Source organism: Streptomyces sp. NPDC053432 (genome assembly GCF_055585365.1).
On record NZ_JBVJKF010000002.1, the window covers coordinates 589,491 to 603,867 of the forward strand.

The window sequence follows — 14,377 nt, forward strand, 5'->3', positions numbered from 1 at the left end:
GCGGCCCGGGACGGGCGGGCGGGAACGGCGGCCCGGGACGGGCGGGGTGTGCCCTAGGCGGCCGCGTCGGCCCGCCCGCGCAGCCAGGCGCGGGCCCGCTCTGTCACCCGGTGGGTCAGGCGGACGGATTCGCCCAGGTACTGCGCGGGGTCGAAGAGCACGTCCAGCTCCTCGGCGGTGAGCACCGCACCCAGCTCCCCGTCGGCCTCGATGAGTTCGCGCAGCGACCGCTGCTCGGTGATGCCCTGCTGGATCAGCTGGTAGATCCGCTCGTGGGCGCTCTGCTTGCCCACGTGGCCGGCGAAGGCGAGCATCAGGCTCTCGGTGGCGACCTGGTCCCGTACGGACAGCACGTTGGCCAGCGCGCGTTCGGACCGCACGGTCAGTCCCTTCAGGACCCGGGTCGCGATCTCGCAGGCCGTCAGGGTGTAGTGCGAGACGTCCGGGACGCACACCCACTCCATGCGCAGGGTACGGCCGTCCCTTTCGTGGTCCCCGCCCATGGCGGTGAGCGCCGTGCCGACCTGGGCGGCGGCCAGCCGTGCCATGACGACGATCTGCTCGCAGCCCTCGGGGTTGCGCTTGTGCGGCATCGTGGAGCTGCCGACCTTGCCCAGGTACCAGGCCTCCTGCACCTCGCCGATCTCCGGCCTGCCGAGGGTGCGGATCTCGTCGGCGATGCGGCCCAGGGTGCCGGCGACCATCGCGAGGGTGGAGACGTACTCGACCATGCGGTCCCGGGCCGCGTGCCAGCCGGTGTCGGGCACGCTCAGGCCGAGCCGCTCGGCGAGCCGCTCCAGGAGCTCGGGGCCGCGGCCGTCGAAGCCGGCCATGGACCCGGCGCCGCCGAAGAGCTGGAGCACCAGCACGCGCGGCCGCATCGCCTCGATGCGCTCGGCGTGGCGCAGCAGTTCGTCGATCCAGCCGGAGGCCTTCAGTCCGAAGCCGATCGGCAGGGCGGGCTGGGCGTGGGTGCGGCCGAGCACGACGGTGGCGGCGTGCTCCTCGGACATCTCGACCAGGCGGGCCACCAGTCCGGTGATCAGCTGCTGCAGGTTGTCCAGGACCCGCTTCATGGCCAGTACCTGACCGGTGTCCTGGATGTCCTGGGTGGTGGTCCCGAAGTGGATGAACTCGCCGGCCTCGGGGCCGCACACCGTCTGGAAGGCCCGCAGGACCCCGACCAGCGAGTGTGCGGTGCGGCGGATCTCGGCCCGGACGCCGTCCAGGTCGAGGAGGCCGACCCGCGCGCTCTGCGCGATGCGGTCGGCGGCCCACTGGGGGATCATGCCGAGCTCTGCCTGGGCGAGGGCGAGCTGGGCCTCGACGTCCAGCCAGCTCTGGAAGCGGCAGACGTCGCAGAAGATCTCGCGGCTGGTCTCGGTGGCGTAGATGTGGCCGTAGAAACGGGAGTCGGTGATGTGCCCCCGCTCGTGGGTACAGGACCCGCCGTCGGCTTCGGTGTGCATGGTGCCCGTCGTGTCCGGAGTGGGTGGGGTGGCGGTGGCGGTGGCGCTGGCCGCGGCGGCGGCGGTGGCGCTGGCCGGGGGCCTGGCTGCGGGCAGGGTGAGGGTGCTCAACGGTTCTCTCCGGAGGTGGCGCCGATGACGGTGCGGCGGGTACGGGCGGCCCGGCGCAGCGCGCTCTGGGAGTACGGGCCGGTGCCGTAGGGGCGGTCGCCGCGCTTGTCGATCGCCACCGAGGCGAAGTCCAGGGCGGCCTGGCGGGGGGTGGTGCGCAGGTTGCGCGCTCGGCTGAGCAGGTCGTCCAGGAGGTCGTCCATCATCGCGGCGACGCTGTCGAGGACCTCCTGGGGCGTGGGGGTGGCGGCCGGCCCGAACAGCGCGTCGATCGAGGCGGAGCCGCCGATCCCGCCGATGAAGTCCGGTACCACCAGCACGCCGTGGTCGGCGAGCGTCTGCTCGACCGGGGCGCTGAGGCCGTGGTTGGAGCCGACCACGACCACCGGGCACGGCAGCACCCGGGCCTGCTCCTCGCCGATGGCGTTCTCGCCCGCGGCGAGGACGAGGGCGTCCGCGGGCAGGTCGAGCAGGCTCTCGCGGGGCAGCCGCAGGGCGCCCGGGGCGAGGGAGTCGACCGCGCTGGTCTGGTCGCTGTCCAGCATCCGGGCGATGTCGAGCCCGCGCGGGTCGACGACGCAGGCGTGGGCGTCGGCGACGGCGGTGATGCGGACGCCGTGCTCCAGCAGCGAGTAGGCGGCGGCCCGGCCCATGTTGCCGAAGCCCTGGAGGGAGCAGGTCAGCTCGGAGGGCTCGCGCCCCTGGCGGCGAGCGGTCGCCAGGGCCGCGTGGGCCAGTGCGTGGCCGGCCCGGCGCTGTCCGAGGGTGAGTGCGCCCACCGGGGCGTCCAGGGCGCGCAGCCGGTCGAAGAAGTCGTCGTCGCCGATGCCCTGGGCCTTCTTCACCACGTACTTGATGGAGGGGATGCCCTCCAGGGCGGCCAGCTCCTCCAGTTCGTGCCAGCGGGTGCCCATGTCGCAGCCCATGCTGAACCGCTCCGAGAGTTCCTCCCGCAGGAAGCCGAGGAAACGGCGGACCGCGGCGGGCTTGCCCGGCGAGGCCGGGTCGTAGTCGATGCCGGCCTTGGCGCCGTCGACCCCGAGGCCGAGGACACGCTGCTTGAGCGTCATCCGGGAGGCGAGCGACGCCACCAGTTCCTCGGTGACGCCGGGCTGGACGCGGAATCCGCCGGCGGCGATGTCGGCGGTGTGCCCGTCGTAGACGAGCCAGCCGCTGAAGCCTTCGACGGGGTCGGTGTACTGAATGGTGGTGGACACGACTTCCCTCTTTCCTCCGCACCGGATGTGGCTGCCGGTCGAGCCGACGGAAGAAATCTCGCACCGGGAATTCGGCGGGACCAGATCCGGCCGGATCAGGAAGCTGCACCGGCCCCGGCAGTTTCCTGTCAGCCACTTCTCGGCCACGCTTCCGGTGCGCTGGTAGAAAGAAACGGCCGGGCCCGCCGGGGCCGACTCCACTGGAAGAAGAACCTGTTGAGGGGGATCTGTCGTGCAGACAGCCGTGAGGACGCGGGAACGGGAGACACCGGAGCGGGCAGGGGGTGTGCGCACCGTGGTGAAGGTGGGCTCCTCCTCCCTGACCAGCGCGGCCGGGGGCCTGGACGCCGAACGGCTGGACGCGCTGGTCGACGCGCTGGCCGCGGCCCGGGGCCGGGGCGACCAGCTGGTGCTGGTGTCCTCCGGGGCCATCGCGGCGGGCCTGGCCCCGCTGGGCCTCACCGCCCGGCCGGCGGACCTCGCCCACCAGCAGGCCGCCGCCAGTGTGGGGCAGGGCCTGCTGATCGCGCGCTACACCGCTTCCTTCGCCCGCTACGGCATCCGCGTCGGCCAGGTCCTGCTGACGAACGACGACGTCACGCGCGACGGGCAGTTCGGCAACGCCCGCCGGACGCTGGACGCGCTGCTGGCCATGGGAGTGCTGCCGGTGGTGAACGAGAACGACACCGTCGCCACGGACGAGATCCGGTTCGGGGACAACGACCGGCTCGCCGGCCTGGTCGCCGGGCTGGTCCGGGCCGACCGGCTGGTGCTGCTCTCCGACGTGGACGGGGTGTACGACGCCGATCCGCGGCTGCCCGGCAGCCGGCTCATCCCCGAGGTGCGCTCGGGCGCCGAACTCGACGGGCTGGACGTCTCCTCGCCCGGGTCGGGTCTGGGCACCGGGGGCATGGCGAGCAAGCTCGCCGCCGCCCGCGGCGCCACCGAGGCCGGGATCACGGTCCTGCTGACCTCCGCCTCGCGGGCGGCCGAGGCACTGGCCGGCGGCCCGTGCGGCACCCTCTTCCACCCGTGCGGGGTGCAGGGCACGGGCGTCCTCGACGAGCTCATGGACGTGGTCCGGGAGGTGACCGGGCGGCCGGAACTCACCCCCGACACGCAATTCCACGACATCGGCGGGACTTCGCTCCAGGCCATGCGCATCTGCGCCCGCCTGCGCACCCTGACGGGAATTCCCTTCGCCCCGCAGGACGTTTTCGAATCGGCTTCCCTGAGGGAATTCCTCGCGCCCGGCACGGAGATACGCAATGCCGCGTGAAAACGCGGCCGCCGCGGGCTCCGGCGGCCGGCTCGCCGCGCACTCCGGCGAGCGGCTCGTCGGGGGTTCCGCCGGCGGCCGGCTCGTCCACGCCGCCGTCACCCGGCAGGCTCGTCTGCGTCCCGGGGCCCCGGCGCTCGTCGAGGGCTCCGCCCGGATCACGTACCGGACCCTCGACCACGCCGCCGACGCCTACGCCGCCGAGCTCCAGGAGCTCGGGGTACGGCCCGGCCACCTGGTTCCCGTCGGCCTGCCCCGGGGTGCCCGGCTGATCGCGGTCCTTCTCGCCGTCCTCAAGTGCGGTGCCGGGTACGCCGTCCTCGACCCGGCCCAGCCGTCCTTCCGGCGCCGTGAGACCGTCAGCCGGCTCGGGTCCCCCGTCATGGTCACCTCCGTCCCGCAGTCCGACGAGGAGCCGGCCGCGGGGCGCCGTACGCGGGTCTGGGCCCCGCCGGCCGGGACCCTGGAGGATGCCGCCGCCCGCCGGGTCCGCGCCGTGGGTGTCACGGTCGAACCCACCTCGACCGCGGCGGTCTTCTTCACCTCCGGCACCAGCGGCCCGCCCAAGGCCGTGCTCTCCCCGCACGCCGCCACCACCCGGCTCTTCGCCGGCGAGCCGCTCGCCGGTCTGGGTCCCGGCCGCACCATGGCGCAGGCGGCGCCCGGGTCCTGGGACGCCTTCTCCCTGGAGGTGTGGGGCCCCCTCACCACCGGGGGCGCCTGCGCCCTCGCCTCCCCCGACCAGCTGCTCCCCGACGACCTGCGCAGGCTGCGCGAGGAGAGCGGGGTGGACACCCTCTGGCTCACCTCGGCGGTCTTCAACCTGTTCGTGGACGAGGACATCGAGGCCTTCAGCGGGCTGCGCACCGTCCTGACCGGCGGCGAGACCCTCTCCCCGCACCACGTGCGGTCCTTCCTGGCACGTCACCCCGGCATCACCCTGATCAACGGCTACGGCCCGGTCGAGAGCTGCGTCTTCGCCACCACCCGCACCATCCGCCCCGAGGACTGCGACCTGCCGAACGGCATCCCGATCGGCACGCCCGTGCCCGGCACGGACGTGCACGTGGTGGGCGGCGAGATCTGGGTGACGGGTGAGGGCCTGGCCGACGGGTACCTGGCCGACCCGGCCGCCACCCGGGCCGCGTTCACCACGCTGACCCTGGAGGGGCGGCCGCGGCGCGCCTACCGCACCGGCGACCGGGGGGAGTTCGACCGGCACGGCGTGCTCCACTTCCTGGGCCGCGCCGACCGGCAGGTCAAGATCGCCGGGCATCGGCTGGAGCCCGCCGGGATCGAGTCGGTGGCCCGTACCGTCCCCGGTATCCGGCACTGCCACGTGCTGCCGGTGCCCGCCCGGGGAAGCGGGGCCGGCGCAGGCGCCGCCGGTGCGGCCCCCGACCACCTGGCGCTGTTCTACACCTCGTGGTCCAGCGATCTGACCGCCGCCGTCATCCGGCGCTCCCTCGCCGACCGGCTGCCCCGCTACAGCGTCCCCGCGGCCGTCTACCGGGTCCCCTACCTGCCGGTCACCGCCAACGGCAAGGTCGACCCCGAGGCCCTGCTGTCCACCCTCACCGCCGCACGGAGCACGTCATGACCACCGCCGCCTCCTCGTCCGCCGCGTACCCCATGACGTACGAGCAGGAGTCGATCTGGCTCAACGACCAGCTCCACGACGGGGCCTCGCGCTACGTCGAATCCTGGAACCACCGCCTGCGCGGCCCGCTCGACGAACGGGCCGTCGAGACCGCGCTCACGGGCATCGTGGAGCGGCACGCCACCCTCCGGTCCCGGTTGGTCCTGGAGGACGGCCGGGCCGTGCAGTATGCCGAGCCGCCCCGCCCGGTGACCGTGGACAAGCGCACCGTGCTGCCCGGCGAGCTGGACAGGGCGCTGCGCGAGGCCGTCGGCGGGTCGCTCGACCTGTCCCGGCCGCCGTTGCTCAGGGCCACGCTGCTCCAGGCGGGCCCGGAGGACGCCGTCCTGGCCGTCGCCCTCCACCACGCCCAGGTCGACGGCTGGTGCTTCCGCTTGCTGGACCTGGAGTTCAGCGCCCGCTACCGGGCGGCGCTGGAGGGGCGGCCCGCGGAGCTGCCGCCCCTGGAGAGGACCTTCGCCGACTACGCGCGCGAGCAGCGGTCCCGGCCCGCCGCCCACGACGAGCAACTCCTCGCCCACTGGCGGCGGGTCCTGGACGGTGCGCCCGCGCAGTCCACCGTGCCCTCGGCGCGCACCCGCCCGGACGTCCCCGACCACCGCGGCGGGCAGGTCCGCTTCCGCGTCGGGGCCGGCACCGGCCGCCGGATCCGGGAGCTGGCCCGTCTCCACCGCGCCAGCACCTTCTGCGTCCTGGCCGCCGCGCTCACCGCGCTGGTGGCCCGCTGCGCCGACCAGGACGACGTGGTCATCGGCACCCCCGTCTCCCGCCGCGACGAAGCCGACCTCGAACCGCTCCTCGCCTGCCTCACGGACGTCCTGCCGCTGCGTCAGACCGCGGCCCCCGGACTCACCTTCACCGAGCTGCTGGGCTCCACCAAGGAGACCGTGTGGGACGCGGTCGCCCATCGCGACATCCCCTTCGGCCACCTGGTGAAGGCCCTGGACGGCGAGCGCAGCCCGTCCCGGTTCCCGTTCTTCCAGGTGGTCCTGACCGTCGACGACGCCGCCGCGCCCGGGCTCGACCTCCCCGGGATCACGGCCCGGCAGGTCCGGGTCGACCACGGCACCGCGAAGTTCGACCTCTTCTTCCACCTGATCCCGGAGAACGGCGGCTACCTGGGCCTGCTGACCTACGCCGACGCCCTGTACGACGCGCCGCACGCGCGGCGCGTCGCCGAGTGGTTCACCACCCTGCTCGACGGTGCCCTGGACCGGCCGGACACGCCGATCGGCGAGCTGCCGATGCTGTCCGGTGCCGAGTACGCCCGGGTCGCCGGGGAGTTCACCGAGGGGCCCGCGACCCCCGGCGTACCGCTCCTGGCCCATGAGGCGTTCAGCCGCCGGGCGCGGCTCACCCCGGACCGGGCGGCCGTCGTCGACGGCGCGCGCGAGATCGGCTACGCGGCCCTGGACGCCGCCGCCGACCGGCTCGCCCGAAGGCTCACCGCCCTCGGCGCGGGCCCCGGCCGACGCGTCGCCGTCCGGCTGGACCGCGGCGCCGACGTCCCGGTGGCGGTACTCGCGGTGCTCAAGAGCGGGGCCTGTTGCGTGCCACTCGATCCCGCGCTGCCGGCCGGACGCACCGATCTGCTGCTCGCGGACAGCGGCGCCTCGATCCTGCTCACCCGCACGGACACCAGGGGGCCGCGTCCGGCCGCCCCCGATCTGCGGGTGCTCCACCTGGACGGGCCGGAGCCCGCGCCCGGGCCGGCCGCGGCCCCCCTCGCGGCGGCGGGCCCGGACGACCCCGCCTACGCCGTCTACACCTCCGGCTCCACCGGCGCCCCCAAGGGGGTCGCCATGCCGCACCGGAGCCTGGCCAATCTGACGGACTGGCAGCGCCGCCGTTCCGCTCCGGCCGCCCGCACCCTCCAGTTCGCCCCCATGGGCTTCGACGTCTTCTTCCAGGAACTCTTCGCCACCTGGGCCGCCGGCGGCACCCTCGTACTGGCCGGGGACGACGTGCGCAAGGACCCCGCGCTGCTCCTCGCCCTCGCCGCCGAGCAGCGCGTCGACCGGCTCTTCCTGCCGTTCGTGGCCCTGCAGCAGCTCGCCGACCACGCGGCGGCGTCCGGCATCGGCTGTCCCGTCCCCGAGGTGATCACCTCCGGCGAGCAACTCCACGTCACGCCCGCCGTCCGCGCGTTCTTCGCCGGAACCGGGGCCTCGCTGGACAACCAGTACGGCCCCTCGGAGACCCATGTGGTCACCGCGCACCGGCTGACCGGCGATCCCGCGGACTGGCCCGCCCGGCCGCCCATCGGCCGCCCCGTGCAGAACGCCCGCGTCGAGATCCTGGACCGGGCCGGGCGGCCGGTGCCCCAGGGCGCGCCGGGCGAGATCTGGGTCGGCGGCACTCCGGTGGCCCACGGCTATCTGGGGCGCCCGGAGCAGACCGGGCTCCGGTTCCGCCCGGACCCCCGGGTGCGGGGCGGCCTGCGCTACCGGACCGGCGACCTGGGCCGGTTCGGCCCGGACGGCCTCATCGAGTTCCTCGGGCGCGACGACGACCAGGTCAAGATCCGCGGCCACCGCGTGGAACCCGGGGAGGTGGAGTCCGCGCTGCGCGCCCTGCCCGGCATCGCGCAGGCCGCCGTCACCGTCGTCCCCGGGCCCGCCGGGCCCCGGCTGCACGCCCACTTCGTCCCCGGCCCCGGAGCGTCCGCCCCCGGCCCGGGCGAGGTCCGCAGCGCGCTGGCCGAGGTGCTGCCCGCGTTCTGCGTGCCCTCGCGGGTACTGGTCCACCCCGCGTTCCCGCGTACCGCGACCGGCAAGCTCGACCGGCTGGCGCTGGACCGGGCCCTGCCGGCCGCCGCGCCCGTCGCGCCCCCCGCTCCCCCGGCCTCCGTCTCCGGGCGCGTCGTCGCCCGTGCCTGGCAGGAGGTGCTCGGGCAGCCGCCCGCGGGCCCGGACGAGAACTTCTTCGAGACCGGCGGCGACTCCCTGCTGGCCGTCCGCCTCGTCCTCGCCCTGCGCGCCGCGACCGGCGCCGCCCTCCCCGCGCATGCCGTCTTCGGCTCGCCCACGCCGGGCGCCCTCGCGGCGCGGCTCGACGGAGCGGGCGCGCCCGACGGGGAGGCCCCCGGTCTGTCCGCCGACGCCGTGCTGCCCTCCGACATCCGGCCCGCCGGCACCGTCGAGGCCTGGACCGCCGACCCCCGCCGGCTGCTGCTCACCGGGGCCACCGGGTTCCTCGGCTCCCACCTCCTGTACGAACTCCTCACCCGTACAGCGGCCGATGTGCACTGCCTGGTCCGCGCCTGCGACCCGGAGGCGGCACGGGCGCGGGTCCTGGCGTCGCTGAGCGCCCACCGGCTGTGGCGGGCCGCCTTCGCCGGCCGTGTGCACGCGGTCCCGGCGGACCTGGCGGCGCCGGGCCTGGGCCTGGCGCCGGAGCTCTTCGACGAACTGGCCCGTACCGCCGACGCCGTCTACCACTGCGGCGCCTCCGTCAACCTCGCGCATTCCTATGCCCGGTTGAAGGCCGCGAACGTCGACGGCACCACCGAGCTGCTGCGTCTCGCCGCCCGGCACCGGACCGTTCCCCTCCACCACATCTCCACCGTGGGCGTCCTGGCCCCGGAGGCGGGTGCGGGGGCGGTCGTCCACCCCGACGACCCGCTGCCCGGCCCGGAGCTGCTCCGGCACGGCTACGCGCAGAGCAAGTGGGCGGCCGAGCAACTGGTGGCGCAGGCCGCCGGCCGCGGCCTGCCGGTGACCGTGCACCGCCCGACCCGGATCGCGGCGGACACGGCGACCGGCATCTGCCAGCCCGCCGACTACTTCTGGCTGCTGCTCAAGGCCTGCGTCGAGGCGGGTCTGGCCCCCACCGAGGGTCCCGACGGCGAACTCGCCTTCGACCTGGTGCCGGTCGACCACGTCCGGGCCGCCGTGGTCGCCCTCACCCGCCGCCCCGACACCGTCGGCCGCACCTTCCACATCGCCGCCGACCACCGGCTGCGGCTGGACACCGCCGTCGGCTGGCTCCGCGAGCTGGGCCACGACATCACCGGCACCACGGCCGCCGCCTGGGCCGCCCACGTCGAGGACCGCCGGCTCCCCACCGGCCTGGCCCTGCTCGCCACCGTCCGCGACGGCGGCGGGGAGACCGCCCTGCGCTACGAGGTCTCCCCGACCCGGGCCCTGCTGCCCGGCCACGTCCCGGCCCCGCCGACCGCCGAGACGTTCGCCGCGACGGTGGCCCGCTTCACCGAGTCGGGCTTCTTCCCGCCCCCGGGAGGCGGAGCCGTCCGTCCGCGGGGCGGAGCCCCTGGGCATGGCACCCGGGGGTAGGGGGCGCGCCGCGCGGCGCGCCGCCGGTCCGCGGCGGAGGCCAGCCTGTAGGGGAAGGGGGTGCAGGCGCGGCGGCGAGGCTCTCAGGAGGACGGATGACGTCGGTGGACCCTTCGGCGGAAGCGGCACCACACGCCGGTCCCGACCGGACCGGGCGGTCGCCGACGGGGCGGCGGGCCGGTCAGGGTTCCGCCGTCCTGCGCTGGCTGTCGACCACCGACCACAAGGTGATCGGCAACCTCTACCTGGTGACGGCCTTCTGCTTCTTCCTCTTCGCCGGCGCGCTGGCCCTGGCGATGCGGGCCGAACTCGCCCGCCCCGGGCTGCAGATCCTGTCCAACCAGCAGTACAACGAGGCGTTCACCATCCACGCCACGATCATGATGCTGCTGTTCGCGACGCCGACCTTCACCGGTTTCGCCAACGCGATCATGCCGCTGCAGATCGGGGCACCCGATGTGGCCTTCCCCCGGCTGAACGCCTTCACCTACTGGGTGTACCTGTTCGGGGGTCTGCTGGTCGTGTCGGGGTTCCTGACGGCTTACGGGGCCGCGGACTTCGGGTGGTTCGCGTACGCGCCCCTGAACGGCCTGCGCTACTCGCCGGGCACCGGCGCCGACCTGTGGGCGATGGGACTCGCGGTGTCCGGGCTGAGCACGATCCTCGGTGCGGTCAACTTCATCACCACGATCATCTGCCTGCGCGCACCGGGCATGACCCTGTTCCGCATGCCGATCTTCACGTGGAACGTCCTCTTCACCTCGGTGCTGGCGCTGCTGGCGTTCCCGGTGCTCACCGCCACCCTGCTGGTCCTGGAGGCGGACCGGAAGTTCGGCGCGCACGTCTTCGACCCGGCCAACGGTGGCGCCCTGCTGTGGCAGCACCTGTTCTGGTTCTTCGGGCACCCGGAGGTCTACATCGTGGCGCTGCCGTTCTTCGGCGTGGTGAGCGAGATCCTCCCGGTCTTCAGCCGCAAGCCCATGTTCGGCTACGTGTCCCTGATCGCCGCCACGATCGCGATCACCGGGCTGTCCGCGACGGTGTGGGCGCACCACATGTTCGCGACGGGGGCCGTGCTGCTGCCCTTCTTCTCGCTGCTGTCGTTCCTGATCGCCGTGCCCACGGGCGTGAAGTTCTTCAACTGGATCGGGACGATGTGGAAGGGGTCGCTCTCCTTCGAGACGCCGATGCTGTGGTGCGTCGGCTTCCTCGTCACCTTCCTCCTGGGCGGCCTGACGGGTGTGCTGGTGGCGTCGCCGCCGCTCGACTTCCACCTGACGGACAGCTATTTCGTCGTCGCCCACCTGCATTACGTCCTCTTCGGCACCATCGTCTTCGCCACCTTCGGCGGCTTCTACTTCTGGTGGCCCAAGATCACCGGGCGGATGCTGGACGAGCGGCTGGGCAAGGTCCACTTCTGGACGCTCTTCGCCGGCTTCCAGACCACCTTCCTGGTCCAGCACTGGCTGGGCGAGGCCGGCATGCCGCGCCGGTACGCGAACTACCTCGCGGGCGACGGTTTCACCCTGCTGAACACCGTCTCCACCATCGGCTCGTTCCTGCTGGGCCTCTCGACGCTGCCCTTCCTGTACAACGTCTGGCGGACCAGCCGTTACGCCGCCCCGGTCACCGTGGACGATCCGTGGGGATGGGGCCGCTCCCTGGAGTGGGCGACGAGCTGTCCGCCGCCCCGGCACAATTTCCACTCCCTGCCGCGGATCCGTTCGGAATCCCCCGCCTTCGACCTGCACCACGCGGAGGTGCCCCGTGAAGACTGAGGCCTGGCTCTTCACCGGTACGGCCCTGTTCTTCGGCATCACGGCCGGCGTCTACGGCTGGCTGTCCCGGGAGCCCGCCGGGACCGCGGCGCTCTGCGTCTCCTTCGTCATGGCGGCCCTGGTCTCCGCCTACCTGTGGCGCCAGTACCGGCGGGGCGGCGAGCGGCCGGAGGACCGGGGGGAGGGCGAGGTGCGCGAGGCAGCGGGCCGGCGGCTCTACTTCCCGGCGCGCAGCTACTTCCCCGTCCTGACGGCCGCGGGAAGCGCGCTGATCGGCCTGGGCGTGGTCCAGGGGCTGTGGCTGTGCCTCATCGGGTTCGGGGTGCTCGTGCCCGGGGTCGCGGGGTTCGCCTTCCAGAACCTCGGGCACCCGGAAGCGGAGTAGGTCAGCCGTCTCCGGACCGCCGCCGGCGGTCCGGGCCCGCGGTGGTCCCCGCTGCCCGCCTGCGCTGCTTCGGGGTCGCAGGGAAGCGGACCCGGTCCCCGTAGTACCAGGCGCTCAGGGCCGACCGGAGCCGGTCGCGCCGCCTCGGCCGGCCACGGCCGGAGGGGGGCGGCGGCAGCGGCAGGGGCCGCTCCCGCGCGAGCACGGCGTACCGCTCGGTGGGGGTCGGCGCCCGGTGCTGCGGCTCGAAGCCGCCTTCCGCGCCCTGCAGGACGAGGCCGGACTCCTCACCGTCCGTCAGGAGCCGTCGCTCGCGCCACTGGAGGGCCACGCACAGCCGCCTGGTGAGCCAGAACACGGCCACCGGTACGACGAAGAAGGCGATCCGCAGCGCCCGGGTCAGACCGGGCAGGGGCAGGTCGAAGACGAACGCCAGGATGTCCTGGGCCCCGGCGAGCAGCAGTACGGCGTAGGTGGAGACGGCCGCCGCGCCGAGCCCCGTCCGCACGGGCCGGTCGCGCGGGCGGTCGCACAGGTGCCGCTCGCCGGTCGGGCCGGTGACCCAGCGTTCGAAGTACGGGTAGACGTACAGGGCGGTGAACAGCAGCCCGGGCAGCAGCACGGCCGTCACCAGCGGGTTCCACGCGATGGTGTGCCCCCACAGCCGGGTTTCCAGGCCGGGCATCAGCCGTAGCGCCCCCTCCAGGAATCCGACGTACCAGTCGGGCTGGGAGCCGATGGAGACCACGTCGGACCGGTAGGGGCCGTAGGTCCAGATGGGGTTGATCTGCCCGACGGCGCCCAGGGCCGCGAGCACCCCGCAGAGGGCGAAGAACAGCCCGGCGGACTTGGCCGTGTACTGGGGGAAGAAGGGCAGGCCCACGACGTTGCGGCCGGTGCGGCCCGGCCCCGGCCAGTGCGTGTGCTTGAGCGTGACGACGAGCAGGAGGTGCACGGTGATCAGGCCGGTGAGCAGGCCGGGGACCAGCAGGATGTGCACGGGGTAGAGGCGGGACACGATGTCCTCACCGGGGTACTGGCCGCCGAAGACGAAGAAGCTCAGGTAGGTGCCGACGACCGGGACCGAGAGCATGATCCCCTGGGCGATCCGCAGCCCGGTGCCCGACAGCAGGTCGTCGGGGAGCGAGTAGCCGGCGAACCCCTCCAGCAGCGCCAGCAGGAACAGCGTCACGCCGATCATCCAGTTGAGCTCGCGCGGGCGCCGGAACGCCCCGGTGAGGAACACCCGGAGCATGTGCGCCCCGATGGCGGCCACGAAGAGCAGGGCGGCCCAGTGGTGGATCTGGCGGATCAGCAGACCGCCCCGCACCTCGAAGCTGATCCTCAGGGTGGAGAGGTAGGCCTGCGACATGGGCACGCCCTGCAGGGGGCCGTACGGGCCCCGGTAGACGGTCTCCCGCATCGACGGATCGAAGAAGAACGTGAGGAACACGCCGGTCAGCAGCAGGACGGCGAAGCTGTACAGGGCCAGTTCGCCCAGCAGGAACGACCAGTGGTCGGGGAACACCTTGCGCACCCCGGTCCGGGCCGGTTCCGCCAGCGGCAGCCGGGCGTCGAGCGCCTCGGCCGTCCGCGCCAGGCGCCGCGCCTTCCCCGTCGAACCGAGCACCGGCACGCACCTCCCGTCCGGGCTCCCACCGCTGGGCCGGTCAAGCCGCCCGGAATGCATGCAAAGCTACCGAAACCGACTCTCGGTGATCAATTCAGACACGGGGGTGACGCCACACCCGCCATGCGCGGTCAGCGCTCGGTGGGCACGCACAGGACCGGCACCGGGGACAGGTGCAGGAGCTTGTGAGGGGTGGAGCCGAGGAGGGCTCCCCGGATCGGGCTGTCGCCCCAGGTGCCGACGATGATGACGCGCGCGTCGTGGCGCTCGGCGGCGTCGAGCAGGGCCTGGGCCGGCTTCTCGTCGACGACCTCGACCGACGAGGGCACCCCGGCCTCGTCGGCGGCCTCGACGGCGTGCGCGAGGGCGGTGCGCCCCGTCTGCCGGAGTGCCTCCAGGTGGGCCTGGTACTCCTCGCCGGCCGCACCCGGGGCGGCCGCGCCGTAGACGAGGACGAGGGGCTCGCCGAAGGCGGTGGCCACCTCCAGCGCCACGCGCAGGGCCCGTTCCGCGCCGGGCGACTCGTCGTACCCGAGGACTACGGCCATGGGGG

At 74.0% G+C, this 14,377-nt stretch carries 9 protein-coding genes; 5 read left to right on the forward strand and 4 right to left on the reverse strand.

Annotation, left to right across the window (positions count from 1 at the left end; all coding sequences use genetic code 11):
* Positions 1 to 53: 53 nt before the first annotated feature.
* Both ACZ6Y1_RS05790 and ACZ6Y1_RS05795 read right to left on the reverse strand, forming a co-directional pair.
* Positions 54 to 1,580 carry a class-II fumarase/aspartase family protein gene (locus ACZ6Y1_RS05790; RefSeq protein ID WP_469623442.1) on the reverse strand — a complete coding sequence of 509 codons (1,527 nt, stop codon included), beginning with the start codon at positions 1,578 to 1,580 and terminating at the stop codon, positions 54 to 56.
* Entirely contained in the window at positions 1,577 to 2,797 is a 1,221-nt protein-coding gene (locus ACZ6Y1_RS05795) for a Glu/Leu/Phe/Val dehydrogenase dimerization domain-containing protein (RefSeq protein WP_469623444.1), read from the reverse strand. The genes ACZ6Y1_RS05790 and ACZ6Y1_RS05795 overlap by 4 nt, the downstream gene beginning before the upstream one ends.
* 232 nt (positions 2,798 to 3,029) lie before the next feature.
* Between ACZ6Y1_RS05795 and proB the strand changes: the two genes are divergently transcribed.
* The 5 genes from proB (at position 3,030) to ctaF (ending at position 12,194) form a co-directional block, all read left to right on the forward strand.
* On the forward strand, positions 3,030 to 4,076 hold the full coding sequence (gene proB / locus ACZ6Y1_RS05800; RefSeq protein WP_469623448.1) for a glutamate 5-kinase: 1,047 nt from the start codon (positions 3,030 to 3,032) through the stop codon (positions 4,074 to 4,076).
* Positions 4,066 to 5,676, forward strand: a complete 1,611-nt coding sequence (locus ACZ6Y1_RS05805; protein WP_469623451.1) for an AMP-binding protein — start codon at positions 4,066 to 4,068, stop codon at positions 5,674 to 5,676. Before proB ends, ACZ6Y1_RS05805 begins: the two co-directional genes overlap by 11 nt.
* Positions 5,673 to 10,031: a non-ribosomal peptide synthetase gene (locus ACZ6Y1_RS05810; protein ID WP_469623454.1), complete on the forward strand. Its 4,359-nt coding sequence runs from the start codon at positions 5,673 to 5,675 to the stop codon at positions 10,029 to 10,031. The genes ACZ6Y1_RS05805 and ACZ6Y1_RS05810 overlap by 4 nt, the downstream gene beginning before the upstream one ends.
* Positions 10,032 to 10,126: 95 nt before the next feature.
* Positions 10,127 to 11,809 carry an aa3-type cytochrome oxidase subunit I gene (gene ctaD, locus ACZ6Y1_RS05815; RefSeq protein WP_469623457.1) on the forward strand — a complete coding sequence of 561 codons (1,683 nt, stop codon included), beginning with the start codon at positions 10,127 to 10,129 and terminating at the stop codon, positions 11,807 to 11,809.
* Positions 11,799 to 12,194, forward strand: a complete 396-nt coding sequence (ctaF, locus tag ACZ6Y1_RS05820; protein WP_469623460.1) for an aa3-type cytochrome oxidase subunit IV — start codon at positions 11,799 to 11,801, stop codon at positions 12,192 to 12,194. The genes ctaD and ctaF overlap by 11 nt, the downstream gene beginning before the upstream one ends.
* A 1-nt stretch (position 12,195) precedes the next feature.
* On the opposite strand, the gene qcrB is transcribed toward ctaF, so the two are convergent.
* Positions 12,196 to 13,884: a cytochrome bc1 complex cytochrome b subunit gene (gene qcrB / locus ACZ6Y1_RS05825; RefSeq protein ID WP_469623463.1), complete on the reverse strand. Its 1,689-nt coding sequence runs from the start codon at positions 13,882 to 13,884 to the stop codon at positions 12,196 to 12,198.
* Between the two features lie 71 nt (positions 13,885 to 13,955).
* Positions 13,956 to 14,372 carry a universal stress protein gene (locus ACZ6Y1_RS05830; RefSeq protein WP_469623466.1) on the reverse strand — a complete coding sequence of 139 codons (417 nt, stop codon included), beginning with the start codon at positions 14,370 to 14,372 and terminating at the stop codon, positions 13,956 to 13,958.
* Positions 14,373 to 14,377: the final 5 nt, after the last annotated feature.

What these genes read in the sequence shown, in the direction of transcription:
- qcrB (WP_469623463.1), bottom strand. Translation starts at nt 13,884, where the DNA reads ATGCATTCCGGGCGGCTTGACCGGCCCAGCGGTGGGAGCCCGGACGGG.
- ctaD (WP_469623457.1), top strand. Translation starts at nt 10,127, where the DNA reads ATGACGTCGGTGGACCCTTCGGCGGAAGCGGCACCACACGCCGGTCCC.
- ACZ6Y1_RS05805 (WP_469623451.1), top strand. Translation starts at nt 4,066, where the DNA reads ATGCCGCGTGAAAACGCGGCCGCCGCGGGCTCCGGCGGCCGGCTCGCC.
- ACZ6Y1_RS05810 (WP_469623454.1), top strand. Translation starts at nt 5,673, where the DNA reads ATGACCACCGCCGCCTCCTCGTCCGCCGCGTACCCCATGACGTACGAG.
- ACZ6Y1_RS05830 (WP_469623466.1), bottom strand. Translation starts at nt 14,372, where the DNA reads ATGGCCGTAGTCCTCGGGTACGACGAGTCGCCCGGCGCGGAACGGGCC.